The 22,898-nt window shown below is 47.6% G+C and carries 23 protein-coding genes; 1 reads left to right on the forward strand and 22 read right to left on the reverse strand.

Features of this window, described 5'->3' with window-relative positions:
* Nucleotides 1-12: 12 nt before the first annotated feature.
* The 17 genes from ABFV83_RS07805 to ABFV83_RS07885 all read right to left on the reverse strand — a co-directional run bounded on the left by ABFV83_RS07805 (nt 13) and on the right by ABFV83_RS07885 (nt 15,386).
* Nucleotides 13-1,437 (reverse strand): glycoside hydrolase family 1 protein, encoded by a 1,425-nt coding sequence (locus tag ABFV83_RS07805; RefSeq protein WP_349948324.1) that lies wholly within the window; start codon nt 1,435-1,437, stop codon nt 13-15.
* Between the two features lie 13 nt (nt 1,438-1,450).
* On the reverse strand, nt 1,451-3,370 hold the full coding sequence (locus tag ABFV83_RS07810; protein WP_349948325.1) for a beta-glucoside-specific PTS transporter subunit IIABC: 1,920 nt from the start codon (nt 3,368-3,370) through the stop codon (nt 1,451-1,453).
* Nucleotides 3,371-3,703: 333 nt separating this feature from the next.
* Nucleotides 3,704-4,321 (reverse strand): dihydroxyacetone kinase subunit L, encoded by a 618-nt coding sequence (locus ABFV83_RS07815; RefSeq protein ID WP_349948326.1) that lies wholly within the window; start codon nt 4,319-4,321, stop codon nt 3,704-3,706.
* A gap of 89 nt (nt 4,322-4,410) precedes the next feature.
* Nucleotides 4,411-5,424 carry a dihydroxyacetone kinase subunit DhaK gene (locus ABFV83_RS07820; protein WP_349948327.1) on the reverse strand — a complete coding sequence of 338 codons (1,014 nt, stop codon included), beginning with the start codon at nt 5,422-5,424 and terminating at the stop codon, nt 4,411-4,413.
* A 33-nt stretch (nt 5,425-5,457) separates the two neighbouring features.
* Nucleotides 5,458-6,621: an iron-containing alcohol dehydrogenase gene (locus tag ABFV83_RS07825; protein WP_349948328.1), complete on the reverse strand. Its 1,164-nt coding sequence runs from the start codon at nt 6,619-6,621 to the stop codon at nt 5,458-5,460.
* An 11-nt stretch (nt 6,622-6,632) separates the two neighbouring features.
* Nucleotides 6,633-7,358 carry a CoA-transferase gene (locus ABFV83_RS07830; protein WP_349948329.1) on the reverse strand — a complete coding sequence of 242 codons (726 nt, stop codon included), beginning with the start codon at nt 7,356-7,358 and terminating at the stop codon, nt 6,633-6,635.
* Between the two features lie 11 nt (nt 7,359-7,369).
* Nucleotides 7,370-8,182 carry a CoA-transferase gene (locus ABFV83_RS07835; protein ID WP_349948330.1) on the reverse strand — a complete coding sequence of 271 codons (813 nt, stop codon included), beginning with the start codon at nt 8,180-8,182 and terminating at the stop codon, nt 7,370-7,372.
* 31 nt (nt 8,183-8,213) lie between these two features.
* On the reverse strand, nt 8,214-9,548 hold the full coding sequence (locus tag ABFV83_RS07840) for a CoA-disulfide reductase (protein WP_349948331.1): 1,335 nt from the start codon (nt 9,546-9,548) through the stop codon (nt 8,214-8,216).
* A gap of 21 nt (nt 9,549-9,569) precedes the next feature.
* Nucleotides 9,570-10,694: an extracellular solute-binding protein gene (locus ABFV83_RS07845; protein WP_349948332.1), complete on the reverse strand. Its 1,125-nt coding sequence runs from the start codon at nt 10,692-10,694 to the stop codon at nt 9,570-9,572.
* A 29-nt stretch (nt 10,695-10,723) separates the two neighbouring features.
* Nucleotides 10,724-10,984: a EutN/CcmL family microcompartment protein gene (locus tag ABFV83_RS07850; protein ID WP_054741092.1), complete on the reverse strand. Its 261-nt coding sequence runs from the start codon at nt 10,982-10,984 to the stop codon at nt 10,724-10,726.
* Nucleotides 10,981-11,637, reverse strand: coding sequence for a phosphate propanoyltransferase (locus ABFV83_RS07855; RefSeq protein ID WP_349948333.1), 657 nt, complete (start codon nt 11,635-11,637; stop codon nt 10,981-10,983). Before ABFV83_RS07855 ends, ABFV83_RS07850 begins: the two co-directional genes overlap by 4 nt.
* Before the next feature lie 36 nt (nt 11,638-11,673).
* Complete coding sequence (locus ABFV83_RS07860) at nt 11,674-11,973, reverse strand: BMC domain-containing protein (protein WP_054741090.1); 300 nt, start codon at nt 11,971-11,973, stop codon at nt 11,674-11,676.
* Nucleotides 11,974-12,333 (reverse strand): BMC domain-containing protein, encoded by a 360-nt coding sequence (locus ABFV83_RS07865; protein WP_349948334.1) that lies wholly within the window; start codon nt 12,331-12,333, stop codon nt 11,974-11,976.
* Nucleotides 12,334-12,354: 21 nt separating this feature from the next.
* Nucleotides 12,355-12,633 carry a BMC domain-containing protein gene (locus ABFV83_RS07870; RefSeq protein ID WP_038281638.1) on the reverse strand — a complete coding sequence of 93 codons (279 nt, stop codon included), beginning with the start codon at nt 12,631-12,633 and terminating at the stop codon, nt 12,355-12,357.
* Nucleotides 12,634-12,639: 6 nt separating this feature from the next.
* Entirely contained in the window at nt 12,640-12,978 is a 339-nt protein-coding gene (locus ABFV83_RS07875) for a BMC domain-containing protein (protein ID WP_349948335.1), read from the reverse strand.
* Between the two features lie 16 nt (nt 12,979-12,994).
* Entirely contained in the window at nt 12,995-14,416 is a 1,422-nt protein-coding gene (locus ABFV83_RS07880) for an aldehyde dehydrogenase family protein (RefSeq protein ID WP_349948336.1), read from the reverse strand.
* 10 nt (nt 14,417-14,426) lie between these two features.
* Nucleotides 14,427-15,386: a class II aldolase/adducin family protein gene (locus ABFV83_RS07885; RefSeq protein ID WP_349948337.1), complete on the reverse strand. Its 960-nt coding sequence runs from the start codon at nt 15,384-15,386 to the stop codon at nt 14,427-14,429.
* 271 nt (nt 15,387-15,657) lie between these two features.
* Between ABFV83_RS07885 and ABFV83_RS07890 the strand changes: the two genes are divergently transcribed.
* Nucleotides 15,658-16,425: a DeoR/GlpR family DNA-binding transcription regulator gene (locus tag ABFV83_RS07890; RefSeq protein ID WP_349948338.1), complete on the forward strand. Its 768-nt coding sequence runs from the start codon at nt 15,658-15,660 to the stop codon at nt 16,423-16,425.
* A gap of 66 nt (nt 16,426-16,491) precedes the next feature.
* On the opposite strand, the gene mtnA is transcribed toward ABFV83_RS07890, so the two are convergent.
* From mtnA to ABFV83_RS07915, 5 genes are all read right to left on the reverse strand, one after another.
* Nucleotides 16,492-17,598 carry an S-methyl-5-thioribose-1-phosphate isomerase gene (gene mtnA / locus ABFV83_RS07895; RefSeq protein ID WP_349948339.1) on the reverse strand — a complete coding sequence of 369 codons (1,107 nt, stop codon included), beginning with the start codon at nt 17,596-17,598 and terminating at the stop codon, nt 16,492-16,494.
* A gap of 72 nt (nt 17,599-17,670) precedes the next feature.
* The gene (gene mtnK / locus ABFV83_RS07900) at nt 17,671-18,894 is read right to left on the reverse strand and encodes an S-methyl-5-thioribose kinase (protein ID WP_349948340.1); all 1,224 of its coding nucleotides are present in this window, start codon (nt 18,892-18,894) and stop codon (nt 17,671-17,673) included.
* A 39-nt stretch (nt 18,895-18,933) separates the two neighbouring features.
* The gene (locus ABFV83_RS07905) at nt 18,934-19,953 is read right to left on the reverse strand and encodes an ABC transporter permease (protein ID WP_349948341.1); all 1,020 of its coding nucleotides are present in this window, start codon (nt 19,951-19,953) and stop codon (nt 18,934-18,936) included.
* 1 nt (nt 19,954) lies between these two features.
* Nucleotides 19,955-21,466 (reverse strand): sugar ABC transporter ATP-binding protein, encoded by a 1,512-nt coding sequence (locus tag ABFV83_RS07910; protein WP_349948342.1) that lies wholly within the window; start codon nt 21,464-21,466, stop codon nt 19,955-19,957.
* A gap of 41 nt (nt 21,467-21,507) precedes the next feature.
* The gene (locus tag ABFV83_RS07915; protein ID WP_349948343.1) at nt 21,508-22,677 is read right to left on the reverse strand and encodes a substrate-binding domain-containing protein; all 1,170 of its coding nucleotides are present in this window, start codon (nt 22,675-22,677) and stop codon (nt 21,508-21,510) included.
* Between the last annotated feature and the right edge of the window lie 221 nt (nt 22,678-22,898).

Here is a 22,898-nt window from a genome sequence, read left to right on the forward strand (position 1 = left end):
CCCATTTCTCACTCAGAGTTCGTTTCCATTGGTTTCAATCACTCGCCTGTACCAGAAATAACTGTCCTTTTTGATTCGGCGCATATCCTTTAAGTCATGGTCTTCCCGGTTGACATAGACAAAACCATACCGCTTTCGGAAGCCCTCATGGGAACTTAGAAGATCCATAAACGACCAGGGAGAATATCCCATGACCGAAACCCCGTCTTCCATTGCCTGGCTTATGGCCTGGATGTGCGCCCTTAAGTAGCTGATCCGGTACTCATCATGGATTTTGCCGTCTTCTGTCAGGGTATCGGCAGCTCCCAGACCATTTTCCGTAATAATGAGGGGAAGGTGGTATTTCTGATAATAGCTGTTCAACACGGTCCGAAGGCCAAGCGGATCGATCTGGGCTCCATATTCGCTGGAAGCCAGATGCTCATTTTTAATATGATGAAAATAACCATACTGGTCAAAATCCACTTCGTTGATGGGGAATGCTCTCTCCCCAGCCGGATGCCCCTCATCTGCCGGAAGATACCTGACACATAAGGTCCGGTAATAATTCAGGGCAATAAAATCCATCTTTGCGCCTTTTAAAATTTCCTCATCCTCCGGCTCCATAACCGGCACAATATTTCTTTCCTCCAGATAACGCATGTAATATCCCGGATAACAGCCGTAATAATGCATATCCAGGCAGTAATCCGTTTTAAACCAGTCGTTCATTCTGGCCGCCCACACATCCTCCGGTCTGTTACTTTCCGGATAGGTGCAGGTGGAGGATACCGCAGGACCTATCTTTCCATTTGGTATAATGGAATGGCAGGCTTTCACTGCCAGGGCATGAGCCAGGAACATGTGATAGTCCATCTGGGCTCTCTGGCGGTCGGCTTCCCATGGATCGTCTGCGGTGATGTTAACCCGCTCATTTACCCTCACCATAAGATTCTGCTCGTTGTGGACCTGCCAGTAGGTGACTCTGTCTCCAAAGGCTTTAAAGCATATGTTTGCATAACGCTCAAAGGCCTTTACACATTCTCTGGATTCCCAGCCATTGTATTTTTCAACAAGGGCGTAGGGAAGGTCAAAGTGATATAAGGTGATAAAAGGCTGGATACCCTGTTCCAGCAGACCGTCAATGATCTTATTATAGAAATCAATCCCTGCCTGGTTTGTTTCCCCATCTCCATCGGGTATGATTCTGGCCCAGGAAATGGAGAACCGGTAAATCTCCATCCCCAGTTCCTTCATGAGCCGGATATCCTCCTCCCAATGATGGTAAAAATCACTGGCGGCCTTACTGTCAGCCTGTATATCCGAACGCTTAAAGGAGTTTACATCGGCAACCGTAAGGCCCTTTCCTCCTTCATCCCATCCGCCTTCTATCTGGAATGCCGAAGAGGAGGCTCCCCACAAAAAATTCTCTGGAAAATTTGCTTTCCTTACTTCCATATCCTCATTTCCTTTACTGATTATTTTTGATTGCGATTACCGGCTTTTGGGGAGAAGCCCCGGCTCCGTTAATTCCCGTCACTTCGCGGAAAGCAGCGGTATTACTGATGATAATTGGAACAACCGTATCATATCCATCCTTCTTTAAGGCATCTAAGTCAAAGGACAGAAGTCTGGTTCCCTTTTTGACATGAGTGCCTTCTTCCACATATTTTTTAAAATGCTTTCCATCCAGCTGGACCGTATTGATGCCTACGTGAATAATCATTTCAGCTCCGCTGTCCAGCATAAGACCAAGAGCATGAAGGGTCGGGTAAACCAGGGTCACAGTACAGTCTTCGGGAGCAACGACTTCACCCTTTTCCGGGATAATGGCAATTCCGTTCCCCAATGCCATGGAGGAAAAAACCTCATCATTTACCGATGTCATGGGAACTGCCCTGCCTTCCACCGGCGAACTGATCAATATGTCTGCTTTGGAAGTGATATCCAAAACATCCTGAAATTCGGCTGATGCTTCCTCTGTTTTCCGGTCAGAAGCCCCGGCTGATCCAGAACCTTGTCCGCCTTTTCCAGTAATATCATCAAAACCAAAAAGCAAGGTAAGCCCCATTGCGCCAAAGAAGGATACGGCAACACCGATCAGATAATAAATAAAGGTCTTCATACCAAAAGCCGCATAGGTTGCAAAGGTAAGCACCCCATTATTGGCAAAGGAATCGCCGTACACGCCGCCTACGCCCATGATGGCACCGCCGATTGCGCCACAGATAATGGCATAGATCATAGGCCTTTTTAACCGCAGGTTACATCCGTAAATGGCCGGCTCTGTAATACCGCATACAGAAGCGGATATGGCCGCAGAAGCTGCCACTGTTTTTAAATCCTTGCTTTTCGTTTTTAACATAACCCCAAGGGCTGCACCGCCCTGGGAGAAATTTGCCGCACCGGCAAAAGCCAGCAGGTTCTGGTGGCCGAACTGGGCCACGTCATTGATACCAATGGGAAGCAAGGCCCTGTGTGCCCCAAAAATAACAAATACACACCACATACCGCCCACAAAAGCGCCGCACAGGGCAGGGCTTAAATTCATCATTCCAGTGTAGATAAAGTTAATGCCATTACCGATGTAGATGCCGATAGGGCCAAACACCATAAAGGTTGCAGGGATCATAACCAGTAAGGATATGCCTGGAACAAGTATGATTTTCAGCACTTCCGGAATTATCTTTTCTAAAAACTTCTGTATATATGCAAGAATAAACACCCCGATCACAATGGGAATTACTGATGATGCATAGCTTGCCTTAGTAATGGCAATACCGAACATGCTTACAGCTTCTTTCCCGGTCATCAGGGAAACAACTGCCGGGTAGCACATGGTACCGCCCAGAGCCATGGCAATAAATTCATTTGCCTTAAATACCTTTGCACTGGTATAGGCAAGAATAATGGGCATGAAATAAAACAATGCGTCTGTGGCAGCCATAATAAGAATATAAGTCTGGTTGACCGTAATATCCATCCCGTGATTGGAGGCCGTAATTCTTGCAATGGTCAGAAAACCTTTTAAAAGACCGGAGGCCGCAATCGCCGGAACCATAGGGGTGAACATGGAGGAAATGGCAATCAGAATCCGGTTCCAGACAGAACCCTTATCTTCACTGCCGGCATCTGTGCTTTCTTCTAATGATACCATGGGAAGGATTGCTTCGTAAACCTTTGTGACCTTTGTTCCCAGTACGACCTGGAACTGCCCGCCGCTTTCCACTACGGAAATAACACCTTCCAGATGTTCAATTACTTCTTTTTTTACCTTCTTTGAATCTCTTAACTCAAACCTTAATCTGGTAAAACAATGGGTGAGTCCCCTTATGTTATGGTCGCCGCCGACGTTTGCTATGATGTCTTTGGCTATTTGATTATAATTCATTTTCCAAACCCCTTTCAAGTGTTTTAATATCTCATCATCCGGCCGGAATGACAAAATAAAAAAGACCCGACCAAGCTATAGGAATCATAAGACCATAAATAATAATAAGTCTTATCACTCTTCGCTCAATCCGATCTTGCCTGCATTACCAGTAACACGTCTTCCTGTTTTGCTATTCAGTTGTACTCAACTAAGCACAATATAACACCGTTTGCAGATTGATGCAACCGATTTAAGAATTTTCTGCATTTTCACCAATTTTTCAACAGGAAAATCGTCTATTTTTCACAAAAAAACCGGAGCAAATCATTTCTGGTTACTCCGGTCTTTATTTTATCTGCCCGCTGCTGCCTTCATAATAAGTGCTGCCACAGCAGCCCCGGGATCCTTTAAGGAACGGGATGCTTCCCCTCTTGTTGCAGCTCTTCCGTGAACCGCAATCATCGTTGTGGTACGTTCAAAGCCATCCCATGCAGCCGTTGCAGCTTCCTCAAAAGCTTCTTTAAGGGGCTCTCCAGCTTCCACTTCCGCTTTAAGCACCTGCACTCCGGGATGAAATCCATCCAAAAAAGTCTTATCTCCTGGTTTTGCTTTGCCAAGATCAGCAACACCTGCCTCATAGGCTTCAAACAGAGCAACAACATCCGTATCGGACAATTCGGTCTTTCCTTTTAAGGTCTTTCCGGCACGCATCAGCCCTGCCGCCATCAATGTCCCCATGGTAGAAGGGACCTTATTTCCCATGGTCTTTCCTGCCTTGTACAAAAGCTTGCCCAGATCCGGCTCCGATCCATCCAATACCGCTTCGCAGGCCGCCTGGAATCCATCGGTCATGGTCAGTCCCAGATCACTGTCTCCCACAACACTGTCCAGTTCAATTAAATAGTTTCGGTTTTCCACCATGATCTTACTTATTCTGCCAAGCATGGCTATCAGTTCCTGCTGGTTCATATAAACCTCCATTCTGCCGCTGATGCCGGCGGCATACATAATCGTCACAAAGGGTATGTGTCCCTGCCACTTTCTTCTATATAATATCTTTAGACAATGCCCTGCTTAAAGAATGGGGTATCAGCCGGAGCATCCAGATAGCCCTTTAATTCCTCATCCATTTTCAAAAGGGAAATGGACAGGCCGGCCATCTCAATGGAAGTTACATACTCACCCACATAATAACGGTGGGCCTTGATTCCTTTCTCTTCCAGAATCTGATTGACCTTTCTCGCCACAATATACTGTTCGTCAAGAGGAGTGGCTCCAAGTCCGTTGACCAGAACCGCCACCTCATCTCCAGCGCAGTAAGGAATATCTTCAAGGATCTTTTCCATCATCTCTGATGTGATCTCATCTGCGGTTTCCATTTTCCCCCGGCGGATTCCGGACTCTCCATGGATTCCCATGCCGATTTCCATCTCATCCTCTCCGATCTCAAACCCCGGATGACCGACTCTCGGCACTGTACAGGGGGTAAGTGCCACTCCCATGGTTCTTACACTAGCAGCCGCTTTCTCTGCAATCCGTTTTACCTCTTCCAAATCCTTCCCGGCCGCAGCCGCAGCTCCAGCGCACTTATATACAAAAAAGATACCGGCCACTCCTCTTCTGGTGTTCTTTTCTCCGGGATCCGCCTTGGGAGATGCCACATCTTCCCCTGCAACAACGCTTTCCACACGGATTCCCTCTTCCATATCCGCCATCTCTGCCGCCATGTCAAAATTAAAGATATCCCCGTTATAATTTCCGTAAATATAAAGGACGCCTGCTCCGGAATCAATGCTTTTTGTCACGTTGAGCATCTGCTCCGCACTGGGAGACTGGAAAACATCTCCAACCGCGCAGCCATCTAACATTCCTTTTCCTACATAACCCAAAAACAGCGGAAGATGCCCCGAACCTCCTCCGGTCGCGATCCCCACTTTTCCCGCCACCTTATTGGAGGTAACCAGACAGCGTAAGTCGCCTTCCGCGTAAGTAACATAGTCTGGATGAGCAAGATAGATTCCCTCCAGCATCTCATTTACATAGTTTTCCGGCACATTAATCAGTTTTTTCATCTATTCCTTCTCCTTCCCACAATTTATTGCAGTTCAACCATATGCGTTCCGATATACTTCTATGACCTCTTGTACCGTCGGTTTAAAGGGATTGTCCTCCATACAGGAATCCCTCAGCGCAAGCTCTGCCAGAGCCTTAAAATCCATAGGATTTACTTTAAGCTCCCGAAGGTTCTGTGTAATCCCAACCTTCCTTGACAGCCGCCTGATACAGGCCACCGATTCCTTCACTGCCTGTTCCCCTGTCATGGCAGCCGCCCCGGGAAGCTTAAGTCCCTCCGCCACCTTCTTATACCGTTCTGCTGCTTCCGGTCTGCCTCCGTTAAATTCCATGACAAAAGGCAGCAAAACCGCATTGCAGATGCCGTGAGGCAGGTTCATGAGCCCTCCAAGTGAATGAGCCATGGCATGAACCATGCCAAGTCCTGCATTGGAAAATGCCATGCCCGCGCTGTATTCCCCATAAGCCATCATTTCCCTGGCTTTTTCATTGCTTCTGTCGGCCACTGCTTCCGGAAGATAGGTATGAATCACGTCCATTGCCCAAAGAGCGTCCTTATCTGTATAGGGGGTGGCCCGTTTCGCCACAGCCGCCTCAATGGCATGGGTCATGGCATCCATTCCTGTGGAAGCCGTAAGGGCTTTTGGCATGCTCATCATGAAATCCACGTCATTGACGGCAATGGTGACCATGCAGTTAGGATCTACCATACACATTTTGGAATGTCTTACCGGGTCAGTCACGATATAGAACGAGGTGACCTCAGAACCGGTTCCTGCGGTAGTGTTTACCGCAACAATGGGCATTCCCGGATTAAGAGAGCGGTCTACCCCTTCATAATCCTCTACCTTACCCCCGTTTGCCATCACAATGCTGACTGCCTTTGCCGTGTCTATGGCAGAGCCTCCGCCCACAGCCACCAAAAGATCCACTTTTAAAGCCCTGGCAGCCTCCAGGCAGTCATTCACAACCATTGTGGTGGGATTTGGCTCAACCAGGTAATAAATGGCATATTCCACCCCGGCTTTTAAAAGACAGGCCCCCACTTTGTCTCCGGTGCCATTTTTATACAGAAAGGGATCCGTAACAATGAGCCCCCGTTTAAATCCCCGTTTCTTAAGCTCATCCGGCAGCAGTCCGATGGATCCGCGGCCAAAAAAGCTGGTTCCTACTGCATTGATCCTCTCAAGTGCCATAAATGGCCTCCTTAGAATTCTATATTTCTGAAATCTCCCGGATCGATCCGTTTCAGCGCGCTCAGCTCTTCCTTTGTGGGAAGGGGCGTATAGGCGATATGGGAGTATTTTATGGGAAATCCGGTATTTTCCTGTACTTCTTCTAAGCTGGAAGTTGGGTGGATGGTTTCCAGGACCATTTCCCCGTTTTCCATTTTAAAGACGCATAGCGGGGTGATGATCCGTTCCACATTTCCCCTGGTAGTTACAAAATCCACCTGGTTCACAAAGGTGCGCTTGTCATGCTTTGTCCTCCAAAGAATCGCCCTTTTTGCCGTTGGAATGAGAACGGCACTGCCTGCTCCTCCCGGCATCCTCACCTTTGGTTTTTTATAATCTCCAATGACCGACGCATTGACATTGCCGCGGAAATCAAACTGGATCCCGCTTAAAAATGCAAGATCCAGCTCTCCTCTCATGGCCAGGTCAAATACTTCCATTAAAGGAAAATAAGCTGTGGCACGTTCCAAAAGCTCCGGGCCTGCACTGGTATACTTTTTAAGCCTTACCGGATCCGGATCTGTTCCGCCCGGAATATTCAGATGCACAGCCCCCGGCGCATGAAGCGCTTTTGCCAGCAGCAGCGCAATCATGGGCATATGGGAGGACACTCCATGAAACACCTTGCTGCCGTCAGGTATGAGGCGGGCCATGGCGCAGACCATAATATCACAGACTCTGTTTTTTTCTTCCATCATGCCATGCCCCCTTATCCTTTGTAGTCGGACTTTTCAAAAGCCTTTAAATAGGCATTCAGACCGTCCAAATCCTTCAGTTTTTTAAATCCCTTTAAATTCTTTCCGTCAATATCATAAGATCCCGGACAGGAACAGGGGGCCGCCCCTTTCGGCATTTTGACAACTGCTTCCACCAGAAAATGGGGAATATCCGCCTTTTTTGAGCTGCCAGTAAACGCAGATCCATGGACGATATTCTCCGCTGTCAGGATGACCCTTTTTGCTGCCCTGGAAAACAGAACATCCTCAAATAAGGGTCCTGTGATCCTGGCGTTGCCCTCTTCATCTGCCTCCTGCACATGGATGACCGCAACATCCGGCCTTATAGCCTTTACCACTGTCACCGGCTCTTTTGTAAAAGGATCCTCGACCCGTATAAAATAATCATTGGCATCGATCAGGTCGCTGATCACAAGCCCCTTTACAGGCATGAATCCCACTCCGTAGCTGGCGGCCCGGAGCGCAGAGATCACTGTATAACAGGCATGTTCATTTCCTTTCACAGTTCCGCTTTCAACAGCCCTGCGGTAATGTCCGGCCAGGGAATATTCACTTTCATAGCTGATAAAGCCGGCATCTACGCTGGAAACACAGCCTCCGAAGCAAAGCATGTCCACGTCCATGGCTCCTGCAGTCTTTACCAGCTTTAAGTCCCTTTTTTTCTGGCGGACCAGTTCCCGCACCATTGCCATGGGCGCCCGATGGAGCACATTACCCCCAAGGCCAAGGATATCCCCGTCATGGATCCGGGCTGCCGCCTCCTGCAAAGTCATTATTTTGCTCATGGTCTGACCTCACTTTCTATCCTGCTCTGCTTTATTTCGCTGCATTGCAGGCAATCTGAATGGCATCCCATACACCGGAAAAGGGAGGTGCATAAATAAGATCCGTCATTCCAAGCTCTGCCGTTGTCATCCCGCAGTGAATTGCCACAGCAAATACATCTGCCCGCAAAACAGCCCCCTTTTGTCCGCAGGTCTGTGCGCCAAGCAGCCTTTTTGTTCCTTTTTCATAAATCAGCTTAATGGTAATTGGCGTTGGATCCGGATAGTACGCCGGATGGTCATTTGCCTGGATGACCAAAGTCTTATAATCCTTTGAAAGACGTATGGCATCCCCTTCTCCCATACCCGTGCGTCCAAGCTCCAGCCCGCACACCTTGATGGCCGCAGACCCAAGAGCGCCTGTAAACTGTTCATGGCTCCCTGTCATATTAGCACCTGCGATCCTTCCGCATTTGTTTGCAACTGTTCCGAGTGCCAAAAAGCTGTCTTCCTCTAAAACTTCATGATAGACAAGAATACAGTCTCCCGCCGCATACACATCCGGAACAGAGGTTCTCATTTCCCGGTCCACCATCAGAGCACCGTTTTTCCCCATGGCAATTCCTGTATTTTTCAAAAATTCCGTACAGGGACGGACACCTACCGCAACGATCACTAAATCCGCCTCATAGGTTTCCTTATCTGTTTTTACATGATTCACATAAAGACCGTCTCCATAAAACCCTTCCACCTTTTCTCCGGTGTGAAGCAGGACCCCTGACTTTACCAGCTCTTCATGGGCCAGCGCTGCGATTTCCTCATCAAAGGGCATAAGAATTCTGGGAGCCGCCTCAAGCATGCGGACATTCTTTCCAAGGCTCAAAAATGCTTCCGCACATTCCACCCCGATATATCCGCCTCCAACGATGACGATGTTCCGGATTTCCGGCATTTTTGCGTATTCCTTTAAAAAGATCCCGTCTTCCATGGATTTCAGTACATGGACTCCCATAAGCTCCTTGCCCGGAAAAGGAGGAACCACAGCCGATGCCCCCACAGCTATCATTAATTTATCGTAAGAATCTGTAAATTCCTGGCCGTTTTCAAGATTCTTTACAAGAACCTCTTTCTTTTCCACGTCAACGGATCGTACCTCATGGCGGAGAAAGGTTTCTATGCCCATCTTGGTAAATGTCTCCCGTGTACGGGCGATCATTTTGCGGTAATCATTGTTATAGTCTCCCACATAATAGGGAAGTCCGCAGGCTCCATAAGAGAGAAAACCTCCCTTTTCATAGACCGTTACTTTTGCGTCCGGATCGACCCTGCGGATCTTGGAGGCGGCGCTCATTCCTGCCGCTACTCCTCCAATTATAATAATCTTCATGTTTTCTCCCTGATCATATCGTTACAGTTGGGTCATGCCATTTATCATTTGCCCGGCTTCCTTCATGGCTTCTTCTGCTGTCTTTTTTCCGGAAAATACCTCAAAGATTTTCTCATAAAGGACTCCGTTTTTCTCCCCAGCCTTTGACAGATCGGGAAGGGGTCTTGCAAGTTCCATCATCTTTTGCTGTACTGGAAACCAGGGACAGTCACCGGCCCCTTCCAGATAGCTTCCTCTTCTTATAGGAGCACCACTCTTTTTTCCTACCTTCTGATCCACCTCAGGCGAGCGAAGGTATTTAAGAAATTCCTCTGCAGCTTCCTTTTTCTTACAGCTTGAACAGATCCCAAAGGACCAGGTCACGTTCCAGGCCGTGGAAAACGTGGAAAATCCCAGGTCTTCCGGTTCCAGACAGCCTTCCTTAAAGACTTCTCCCATCTGGCCGCTCCAGGTAACTGCCATTGCTGCTCTTTTTTGCCGGACAGCCTCTGCAATTTCCCCGTTGCCGAAGCTTTCCGTACCATTAACTGCACAGGCTCTCAGTTCTATATAGGACTGAAGCCCTTTTACTGCCTCTTCCTTTCCGCAGACCGCAGATCCATGGGAGTCATAAGCGTCTCCCCCGTACATACGGAGAAAGGGAAGGGCATCGGTAAATATCTCGGACTTATCAGCCTTCATGGCCACTGCCTGTTCCCCGCAGGCCGCCTTGTAAGCTTTTGCCGTTTCTATGTATTCCTGGGGAGCAATGACGCTTCCAGGTTCCTTTCCCAACACCTGATAAAGCAGGCTTTTACGGTAAAGGATCATATGTCCGTCACAGAAGGAGGGAGATAAATATGCCTTTCCCTTGTATTTCATTTCTTCTGCAATTACCGGAAGGATGTCTTCTTCCTCAAGCTCCAGTTCCCAAAGGTATCCTTTTTCTGCAAAGTCACGAAGCCATAAATGGCCTGCAACCATGACAATATCATAATCCGCCTCTCCGGCAAATGCTTTCATCATCATCGGATAGTAATCCGCCCAGGGTACGATATGAAAATACACCTTTCCTTCATATCCGTCTAAAATCCCCAGTTCTTTATCCAGATACCCTTCCACCGCCGGATCTGCCACTGCCAAAACCTTAAGCGTTTCCTGTTCCATAAGCTCTACCTCTTCTATTGCTTTTAACCTTACTTTCCCGGCTGCGGCGGTCCATCTACGATGCCCACGATGTAGGCATCAACCGGCGCCGAACGGTCCAGGGCATACTGGGTCGTATTGTCAGTGGTTACAAGGACCAGTTCCCCAATTCCTGCACCAATGGTATCAGCAGCCACAAAAATATTGTTCTTATCCCCATAATAAGGCTCTACCAAAAGAAGCTTGAACCCAACTAAGTTCCTGCATTTTCTCGTGGAAACCACAGTTCCCATTATTGTTCCTAATATCATAGGGTCTCTTCCTTTCTAATGGTTACCCACTGTCCCTGTTTTAACTGGAACGCATTGGCATCGTCTGTGTCCACATGGAAATCCAGCCTGCTGTCACCGGTAACCCGAATCAGTACATGGCCAAGCACACCGCCCTTTGGCCCACCGACCGCAACGCTTACCCGGTCCTGATCCGATACCCCGAACCATTTGGCATCTTCCGGCGTCATATGGATATGACGGTCCGCAATGATGACGCCCTCTGTCAGCAGGACCTCTCCCTTTGGTCCTTTCAGCATTACCCCGGGAGTTCCCTTTAAATCTCCTGACGATCTTACGGCCGGCTGTATTCCCAGAATTCTGCAGTCACCGGAGGCCATTTCCACCTGGCTTTGTTTTCTCTCCGGCCCAAGAATCCGTACCCTGGAAAGAGTTCCTGCCGGGCCGGAGACAGCCACCTGCTCCTCACAGGCAAACTGCCCCGGCTGGCTTAAAGCTTTCATGGGAGTCAGCCGGTAGCCGGCTCCAAAAAGCACTTCCACATGTTCCTTTGACAGATGCACATGCCTTGCCGAGATTCCTACAGGAACCTGGTAAGGCTGTGTGCTCAGCCTCTTCCAGTTATCCAGGACCAGTGCGGTTACTTTCTGAATCAGTTCTTCCCTGTTTTCCATTGTAAGCCTCCGCCCTTAAGTACTTTCCCGTTCTTTTTATTTAAGGAAAGGAAGGATTCCGCCTATGGAATTATGGGGTCTTGGAATCACATGAACTGCTACTACCTCTCCCACTCGGGAGGCTGCTTCCTCTCCTGCTTCCACTGCTGCCTTGACAGCTCCCACATCTCCCTGAACCATAACCGATACCAGACCGGAGCCGATTTTCTCGGTTCCCACCATTTCAACGTCTGCTGCCTTTAACATGGCATCTGCTGCCTCAATGGATGCGGTAAGGCCCCTTGTCTCAATCATTCCCAATGCTAACATTCCCCTTTTTACTGCTGTCTCTGCCATTTACTTTTCCTCCTTAATCTTGTTCTCTTCTTCCTCTGGTTTTACACAATCCTTTTCCTTTTCATGCCTGTCTATCATATTTAAAAGCTTTATTACCTCCGGATGAGGGTTTTCAATGGATACGGACACCTTAACGTTGTCGTCTCCCACCATCCGTCCGGCCTCTCTGGCCGCCTCCACGGCTGCACGAACCGCCGAGGTCTCGCCCGCTAATACCGTGTGGCACAGCCTTCCTCCCAGCCTCTTATGACAGCTTACGATTTCCACTTCAGCCGCCTTTAAGGCCTGGTCCACCACCACTACGGTATTGGCATAATAATTAATTTCTAAAACCCCAATGGCGTTTCGGTTTGTTTTCATGACGCCCACCTTTGCTGCTGCCTATTTGATCCTTGGCAAAATTTTGTCAATATCCTGGTGCGGCCTGGGAATCACATGGACCGCCACCAGCTCTCCAATTCTGGAAGCCGCCGCCTCTCCTGCCTCGGTAGCTGCTTTTACCGCGCCTACCTCTCCGGTTACAATGACGGTTACCAGACCGGAACCGATTTTCTCGGTTCCCACCAGTTCAACGTCTGCCGCCTTCAGCATTGCATCTGCTGCTTCGATGGATGCAGTCAGACCCCTTGTTTCAACCAACCCAATTGATGTGGATGCCATATCTTGCTACCTCCTGAAATTTATAATGTTTTCTTCCCCGAAAGATACCTTTGTTATATGAGACAACGCCTTTGTTCCCTCATATGGGTTTTCAATGATCTCTGTCAGAACCTCATTCGGACTGTTAAATTTAAGAGCTGCCCGTTCTGCCGCCTCGCAGGCCTCTTTCACGTCATCAATTCCGCCTTCAAATTTCACCTGGACCGTAAGGGGAATGAACGCGGCCGTATCTTTGGGATTGATGGTGTCGATACCGATAATCCTCACATTTGCCGCCTTACAGGCCTTATCCATGGCATAAAGAACTGCCCCATATCCTGCACACTCCAAAAAGCCGATCGCCATATGTACCTTCCCCTCTCTAGATGATCCGCAGGCCTCCTTCTGCCAGCATGCATCTGCGTCTTCTGGTAAAACTTCTCGCACAGGTAAGACCCTCTCCGGTGGGGCCTGCGATGGTCATGGTCGTATGACCCTCTCCGCCGATCCCTACCCCTTTTAAAGTTGAACCGTTTTTCGTAAAAATGGTGGTTTCAATTACTTTTCCGAATTTGGTCATGTTCTCAACATTTCTGGAAAACATGGACGCCGTATGCCTGTTGCCAGACTCTGCCGCCACCGCACACTCCACACATTCTTCAAAGGTCCTTAACCGCACGATGGGAAGTATGGGCATCAGCTGCTCTACCATGACAAAAGGATGGCTTCTGTCTGTCTCGCAGATGAGAAGGCGGACATCCTTATGGCCGGAAACCCCGATCGCTTCCAAAAACCGGGCCGCATCCTTTCCAACCCACCTTTTATTCACTTCATAGCTGCCGTTTTTTTCAATCATGGCAAACTTAAGGATTTCATTTAACTCCATGGAATTAAGCAGGTAGGCACCTTCCTTTTCCAGCTTATTCACCAGTTCATCCGCGGCCCTTTCCATGACAAAAACTTCTTTTTCCGCCAAACACAAAATGTTGTTATCAAAGGAAGCACCACGGTAAATCTCTTTTGCAGCAAGGCTTATATCCGCGGTATCGTCTACAATGACCGGCGGGTTTCCCGCACCTGCTCCGATGGTCTTCTTTCCGGAGCGAAGCAGGGCATTTACCATTGGCATGCCTCCTGTACCAACCATAAGGCGGATTCTGGGATCAGCCGTCATTTTGCTCACTGCCTCCATGTCAGGCTCTTTCTGCATGGTGATTAAATTTGCCGGGCCTCCGTTTTCCACAATGGCCTGATGAAGAAGCTTCAGGCAGTGGGCACAGCATCTTTTCGCTCCCGGATGAACGTTAAACACAACGGAATTTCCTCCGGCTATCATGCTGATGGTATTGTTTATTATTGTCTCCGTTGGGTTGGTGGACGGCGTGATGGCTCCGATCACTCCAAAGGGAGCATACTCTTCTATCATCAGCCCTTCATCACCGGAAATGGCATCCGTGGTCAGACATTCCACACCCGGAGTTTTTTCAATAACAGCCATGTGCTTCTGGATCTTATCCTCAAAACGCCCCATTCCGGTTTCTTCCCAAACCATTTTTGCCAGGGTTTTTGCATGGCTTTTTGCAGTCAGCCGTATGGCCTCAATGATTCTCCGCCTGTCCCCGACCCTGTAATGCTCTGCCCATTGACGCTGTGCCGCGTGAGCCGCTGCAATGGCATCCTCCACCCGGTCAAATACCCCGTTTTCACTTTGAGAGGGAATACAGGAAGGCTTTACGCCTCTGCCTTCTATGCCTGCAAGCACTTCCCTTACAATCAGTTCTATCTCTTTCGCCCCAATTTCCATGATCTGCCTCCTAGCATAGCTGCTCTGTCACCCTTCTCACTACTTCGGCTATGATTTCCTCCTTTGCCTTACCTAGTGCTTCCGCCTGCACAGGCTTTTGTTTCTCTGAGGCCGAAGCCTTCTGTGCCACACCGGTACAGCCGCAGCCGGAAACCGGCAGGCTCTCTCCCGGTCTTACAATGGAAGTTACTCCTTTTAATGCAGGCCCCGGAACTTTTTGTTCTGCCGGCCGGACCTCTGATACCGAAACCACATCCTTCATGTTCGTCTCCTCCGGGGAGCATGGGGGAATCCCACCTGCTGTGATGCCAAGCTTATGCCGGATATCCAGCAGCTTATTTACCTGATCACAGGAAAGCAGATTCTGGCGCCCGATGATATTGCCTGTATACATCAATATGGTCGCATAATACTCAATGGATTCCAGCCTGAAAAATGCCTGGTAAATATCTTTTCCCCAGGTCAGCGCCCCATGGTTTGCAAGAAGTACGCCATTGTGGGTGTTTACAAAGGGCGCGATGGAATCAGGAACTTCATCCGTGCCCGGCGTTGCGTATTTTGCAACCGGGATTGATCCAAGCCCCAGCACCGCTTCCGTAAGGATGGCGGCATCCAGGCTGATCCCGGCAATGGCAAAGCTGGTTGCAACCAGCGGGTGGGCATGGGTGACTGCCTGCACATCCGGATTTTCTTTATAAACCCTGAGATGCATTTTAACTTCTGAGGAGGGCTTATATCTTCCCATCAGCACTTTTCCGTTTAAATCCATTTTCACCAGCATATCCTGTGTCATAAATCCCTTTGATACCCCGGTCGGCGTCGTCCAGATGGTGTTCGGTCCTACCTTACAACTGATGTTTCCATCATTTGAGGCCACAAAGCCTTTGTTGTACATGCGCCTGCCGATGTCCAAAATTGCCTTTTTGGCTTCAAAATCAGACATGTACTTTACGCCTTGAACTGTCATCATATCTTTACCTCCAAAGTCCAAACAACTGCATATTCTTTCTGTCCGAACTCTAATCTTTTATACTGTATTTTTACCACTTTTATGTTTGATTGTCAATGTTTTATGTTGTTTCATTTTTGATTTTACTCTTTTATTTCTATTTCGTCCATTTTTCCTTTACATTTAATCAAAATAATTATACAATATACTTATATGCCACCTGATTCTTATGGTTTTATATTGCATTTTATTTTAAACAAACATCTATTGTCATAAAGAAAGGAACATGCCTATGTTAGCAGTAACGAGGAAAGCCAAGATCAAAGATATTATTTTAGAAAAGAAAAGCGTTACGGTAACCGAACTTTCCAAAATCTTCTCCGTGACTGAGGAAACCATCCGGCGGGATTTAAAGCAATTGGAGGATGATGGGTTCCTGACCAGAACATATGGCGGTGCATTCATACAAGACGGGGTTGAGAATAACGTAGATTTAACGATCCGGGAAACCGCATATATGGAAAGCAAGCAGGCCATCGCGAAAAAGTGCCTGTCAATCATTCACAACGGGGACTCTATTTTCCTGGATGCTTCTACCACGGCCCTTCAGCTGGCAAAGACCTTACAGGGAATGCGCCTTACCGTGGTAACAAATTCCCTGCTGATCATCAATGAACTGTATGACAAAGAAGATATCCGCCTGATTTCCATCGGAGGCTCCTATACTCCCAGGGACAAAGCTTTTGTAGGCAATACGGCCCTTAAGAACCTGGAGTCCTTTTACCTGGATAAAACCTTTATGTCCTGCCGGAGCGTTTCCATGGAACACGGGATCACCGATTCCAATGAAGCTATTGCCGCCATACGCCAGATGCTGATGACCAGGAGCAATCACGTTTATCTCATTGCAGACCACTCTAAATTCGATAAGACTTCATTTATCCGGATATCCGGTTTTGAAACCATAACAGGACTAGTCACTGACAAACGGATGGACGACCAGTGGAGAGAATACCTTTTCAAAAACAATGTAGAACTTTATGAAGCAACGGAAAGTTGAGCCTGATTTCGGCAAGAGGATGTCCCAGTACCATTGAGACATCCTCTTTTTCTTATGCCAAAAAACTTACATTTCTTTTTCTTTCAGGGCCTCTTCCTTTTTCCTGAATATTTCTTTTAATGATTCTGTATAAGGCGCTTTGGCAATCCCATACTCTGTCACGATTCCTGCGATCAGATCATGGTCCGTTACATCAAATGCGGGATTAAATACCTTTACGCCTTCCGGAGCCATCCGTTTTTTATACCACATTTCCACTACTTCCTCTGCAGGACGCTCCTCAATGTGGATCTCCTTGCCGGTAGGGGTGTTCAAGTCAATGGTGGATGTGGGCGCGCAGATATACATGGGCACACCATAGCGTTTGGCTGCCAGAGCAACCATGGATGTACCGATCTTGTTTGCAGTATCCCCATTGGCCGCAACCCGGTCACAGCCCACAAATACGGCATCCACCCAGCCATTTCTCATGACTGTGGCTGACATATTGTCGCAGATCACAGTGACGTCAAGACCTGATTCCTTTAATTCGAAGGAAGTCAGCCTGGCCCCCTGAAGAAGGGGTCTGGTCTCATCGGAAAAGATGCGGAAGCCATAGCCTCTTTCGTGTCCCAGGTACATGGGAGCCGTAGCGGTCCCGTATTTTACCGTTGCCAGCTGCCCGGCATTGCAATGGGTCAAAAGACCATCACCCGGTTTCACAAGAGAAAGGCCATATTCACCTATCATCTTGCAAACCCAGATATCCTCTTCCCGGATCTCTATGGCCTCTTTATGGAGAAGCTCTACGATTTCAGGAACGGTCTTCTCTTTGTTTTTCAAAACCACCTGTTCCATCCGCTTCAGCGCCCATGATAAATTAACGGCAGTGGGACGTGCGGAATCAAGATAGTCCTTTGCTTTTTGAAATTCTGCATAAAAATCATCATAACCATCTGCCTTGATCTCTCTTGCGGCCAGATAGATGCCGATGGCCGCCGCCACTCCGATGGCAGGCGCCCCTCTTACCTGGAGAAGATAGATTGCATTCCAGATATCCTCCTGTTTTGTCAGGGAAAGAATTTCCGTATGATACGGAAGCTGTGTCTGATCTATGATCACCAGGGCATTGTTCTCCTCGTCAAGCGCCACGGTATCATAGTCCATGATGGATTTTTTTGTTTCTTCGCTCATTTTTGCCTCCTAATGAATTAAGCGGATATTTATCCCTTTCTTTTTTACCGGCTTTCAATCCTGCTGCCGGCCTCAGAATTTGTTTACTGCCTCTTTTATCGCGTTTATGTAATCCGCTCCGCGACGGAAGCTGCGGCGGTTCATGATATAATTCTTTGCCAGAGTAATGACGATCTTTTCGGCTCTGGCCCGTTTTTCCTTATCAGGAATCGTGGTAATATCAATAACATTGGCCATTCCCACGGTCCGGCGGATGGATTCAAGCCCTGCCACTCCGGCAGTATCGGAAAGGATGCCTTCCAGATACCATTCTTTGAATCCCGGGACCTTTGCCATGGTTTCCGTCACATACTCGTCAAATACCTTATTATATTTTTCAATGAACAGATCCACGATATCAGAGATGGTGTTTAAACACCAGCCGCAAAACTCTTCTTTTTCCTTTTCATCCTCTATGGCAGCATCACCGTTGCACCATGCAAAAAACATGTTTGCAATGACATTGCCGATATCATAGCCCATAGGCCCAAAGAAAGCGAATTCCGGGTCAAAGATATAGGTATGCTCCCTGTTGATAAACACAGATCCAGTATGTAAATCCCCGTGAATTAAGGACTGAGCATTGTTCATAAACTCAAATTTCAGTTTGGCAGCCTCCAGATGCAGGGCCTGATCCCCGTACAGTTCCTTTTTCACAAAATCCGCATTGGGAGGAAATACATTGTTCCTTTGGTTGTAATCAATAAAGGGCTCACTGTATACCAGATCTTCTGAAATTTCGCATAAGTCCGGATTGATAAAGCTTTTAACCAGCTCCTTCTTCTCTTTGTGTCCCATGACAATATCCGTTGTGCGCAGAAGGGAATTTACCATAAAGGTGGTCACATGGTCTGCAAATTTGGGATAGGTCTCATGCTTTAACAGACCGGTACGCATCATGGTATGGCCGGTCATATCCTCCATTGCCATGGCACACATGGTTCCGTCATACAGATAAACCTTTGGAACCAGCCCCGGTGCAAAGGAATCCTGAATTCCCAGGATCTTTGCTTCAATTCTTCCCCGGTCGGTGGAAACATGCATTTCTGCTGAAATACGAAGTGCTTCTCCTGCCTGCTTTACGATAATGGATTTCCCGCTTGCAGGATCCTTTACACGGAACACGTAGTTTAAGTTTCCGTCTCCGATTTCCTTGCATTCCAGACTGGCATCCTTATCAAACCAGGAGAGCTTCTCCTGAACATAATCCGGTACCTCTTCCGCTTTCATCAAAAAATAACTGTCGTATTTAGACATTCCTGTCACCTTCCCCTGATCAATATAACGTTTATGTTTTTAGTTTACATTTTTAGTCTTGCCGCTTGCATAGGTCATGGCAAGGGCAATGGCAAGGACTGCACCCTTTATGATGTTCATGGCATAATAAGGCACGGACATCATGATAAGACCGTTTTCCAGCATACCCACAAGCACCGCTCCCGCAAAGGTTCCGAATGCATTGGCTTTTCCTGCACCCAATACGGAAAACCCGATATAAGCCGCACACACGGAAGGCATCAGGTAGGCATCACCTGCTGAAATCTGTGCCGTTCCCACACGGGCCGCCAGACAGATTCCGCCGATAGCCGCAAAGGTTGCTGACAGAAAGTATGCAAGGATCTTATACTTTGCCACCGGAATTCCGGAAAGCTGGGCTGCCTCAGGATTTCCGCCTACCGCATACATGTATCTGCCGTGTTTGGTGTAATTTAAGAAAAAGTATGCGAACAGCACCACGCAGATCATGATGATGATCAGCCATGGTTCCTTTCCTAATGCCCGGAAGGCTTCAGGAACAAGACCGGGAGCCTGGGTCCCATCGGCACGGGTCATACGCTCTGTGATGGCGCCGCCCTTTGAATAGGTCATGGAAACTCCCTGATACATAAACATTACGGAAAGTGCCGCAACCATATCGGGTATCTTGAATTTAACGATCAAAATGCTGTTGATCACCGCAACGCTTAAGCAAATGACCACCGTAAGAATGATGGAAACACCGATATTGATGTTGTGCCATACAAAGCATGTCATAACAAAAACATTTGCAAACTGGGCCGTAGCTCCAATGGAAAGATCCATGCCGTTTACCGCCAGGGCAAATGTAAGACCAATTGCAATGATGGTAGTAATGGATACTGCACGAAGGATCGTGATCATATTGGACTGGGTCAGAAACATGCTCGATCCCGTATCCTTACTCCAGTTTCCAAATGTGAACAGGATGAACATGATGAGCATAGTTGCGATGGTACCCCATTTTGTCACAAAATCCCCAACGTTCCTTTTCTTTTTTACCTTCTCTGCCCCAGACATATCATTTACCTCCTGTCGAATAGTAAAGCAGTTCTTTTTCGTTTGTATCCGCTGCATTTAATTCTTTCATGATCTCTCCGTCATACATCACATAGATGCGATCGCAGATACTTAATATTTCCTGGAATTCGCAGGTGGCATAAATGATGCCTTTTCCCCTGGCTGCCAAGCCTTCAATCAACTCATACATATCCTGCTTGGCTCCCACGTCGATTCCCTTGGTCGGCTCATCGAAAATATAAACCTCCGAATCCTTGTTGAGCCATTTTCCAACGACCACCTTCTGCTGGTTTCCGCCGGACAACAGGGCAACGACCTGGTTCTCGGATGGCGTCTTGATTCCAAGGCCGCTTATCATACCTTTGGCGTCCTCTTTTTCCCGCTTCTTGTTTACCACAGAAAGCCGGTTCGTATATTTTTCCATGGCTGCCACAGAGATATTGGATACAACCGGATCCGAAATCAGGACACCTTCTTTTCTCCGTTCCTCCGGAACCAGTGCAAGCCCATTTTTAACAGCCTGGGTAGGACCTTTTGCCTTGATCACTTTTCCGTTCAGCTTCATGGTGCCGCCTGACTGCTGGTAAGCGGAAAACAGGGTCTTGCAAAGCTCTGTCTTGCCTGCGCCCACCAATCCTGCCACACCGATAATTTCCCCTTTGCAAACGGTCATGTTGATATTTTTTACTTTCCCTTCCCTTTCGGAAAGGTTTTCTATCTCAAGCAACGGCCCGCCGATCTCGCACTTTTTCTTGATGTAATTATCCTCATAGCTACGGCCTAACATATATTCGACAAGAGTATTTACTTCCAGTTCCCTAGAAAGCGGCAATTCAGTCACCAGCTTGCCGTCTCTCATAATAGTAATCGTTTCACAAATCTCATAAAGCTCACTTAAGCGGTGGGAAATAAACACGACTCCCACATTCTCTTTTGCCAGCTCACGGACCACCCGGAACAATTCCTGTGTCTCGGAATTGGAAAGAGGGGCCGTTGGCTCATCTAAAATAAGGAACCGGCACTTTTCCGCCACGCATCTGGCTATGAGAACCATCTGCTTTTGTGCCAGGGTAAGTCCTGATACCTGTTTGTTAATATCCACATCCACATTTAATTTCTTTAATACCGTTTCTGCTGCCTGCCTGATCTCTTTCCAGTGCACGATTTGTTTTCGCCCCATTTTATTGACCAGCGTGTTGAACATTACATTCTCAGCCACGGACAGATAGGGGATCAACGCGGTGTCAACTTCCTGAAATACGATTTCTATCCCAAGATTTTTTGCGTCTTTGGGGCACCGGATTTCCACCGGTTCCCCTCCAACGTAAATTTGTCCTGTGTAATGCGTATTGACACCGGCAAGCACTTTCATCAAGGTGGACTTACCTGCGCCATTGGCACCCACAAGCGCATGAATCGTACCACTTTTCAGACCAAAATCAACTCCATCCAAAGCCTTTACTCCAGGAAATTCGATGGATATATCTTTCATTTCAAGTTTCACTTCGGTCATGGCATCTCTTCCTTAATTATGTAATGAATACAGAGTGTTTTTTAATTTACATATTTGTTCTTGATTACATCAGTATACAAAGCGCCCTTAGGATCTTCGGCATCGCCCCAGCCATCAATGATGCTTCCCAAATCATTCATGGTGGTCTGATCTGTGAGCTGGGTTGTTTCAATGTTGCATGCATTTAAGTTAAAGTAATCCGGTGTCTCTTCTCCCATAAATTTCAGAGCCAGAAGACGGGCATCTACAATACCGATCAGCTTGGGATCAACGGCTGCAGTAGATTTCCATACGTCAGGATTCTTTACCATTAACTGAATGTCATCGTTGGATACGTCAATGGTGTACATCGGGATATCGGTACGGCCTGCGTCGTTTAATGCCTGTAATACACCCTTTGCCAGCTCATCGTAGCAGCCCCAGATGGCATCTACGGAGCCTTCCGGATATTTTGGAAGAATGGCTGCTGTCTTGTTGGTCATATCGCCGCGGGCATTGGCTGAATCAGATGGTGCAATCACTTCCAGAGTCTGGATCTTGCCTTCTGCTTCCAGCTTGGTATAGATTTCGTTACGTCTGTCCAGTGGCGGGATTCCAGGGCCCATGAAGGTCTTTAAAACTTTCATCGGGTATTTTCCGCCTTTTGCTTCAAATTCTTTCATCATGTAGCCAAGAGAAAGCTCAGCCAGGGCCTGATCATTCTGAGCGGTAGAAGTTACTCCTTCAAGAAGCTCGCCGCTTGCATCGCCGCCCTTAAATGGCATGGTATCAAAGGTGACAACCTCCATGCCTTTGTCTCTGGCAGGCTTTAACATATCGTAGGAATAAGAAAGCTGTCCATGAGATACGATAATTCCCTGATAATCCTTTGCAATGACCTGAGCTACCGTCTCCTGAGCCTTTGCATCATCGCCGTCCGTTACAAAGGTGTCTACGGTCCAGCCAAACTTCTTCCCCTCGGATACACAGCCGTCTAAAAACTGCTGGGTATGATCTCCTGCTGCCAGGTTCCGCACAACGGCAATCTTCTTTCCTTCCAAAGAGCCTGTGGCCTGGGCGTTTTCTACCTTCTCCGCGGCAGTCGTCTGTTCCGTTTTAGGGGCTTCCGTCTTTGCTTCTGTGGTTGCCGGAGCGGCTGTGCCGCTGCTGCCGCATGCAGTCATTGACATTACCATTGCCGCTGCAAGCACCATTGCTAACTTCTTTTTCATAAAGTAAACCTCCTTAAAAAATATAAAATATAGTTTTCTATTCCGGACACACCCAACCTGTCCTTCCTGTAGAAATTGTAGCATATTGTATCCGATTTTGCAATATTTTTATTTGTTTTTATTTACTTATTTTGTTTTATATTGTATTTAATTGTGATTTGTGTTGTTTTATGTCCTGTTTCAGATGTGATTTTAACTATTATATATATTTTTTCATCTTC

Origin of the sequence: Lacrimispora sp. BS-2 (genome assembly GCF_040207125.1) — a bacterium.
GTDB lineage: Bacteria > Bacillota > Clostridia > Lachnospirales > Lachnospiraceae > Lacrimispora.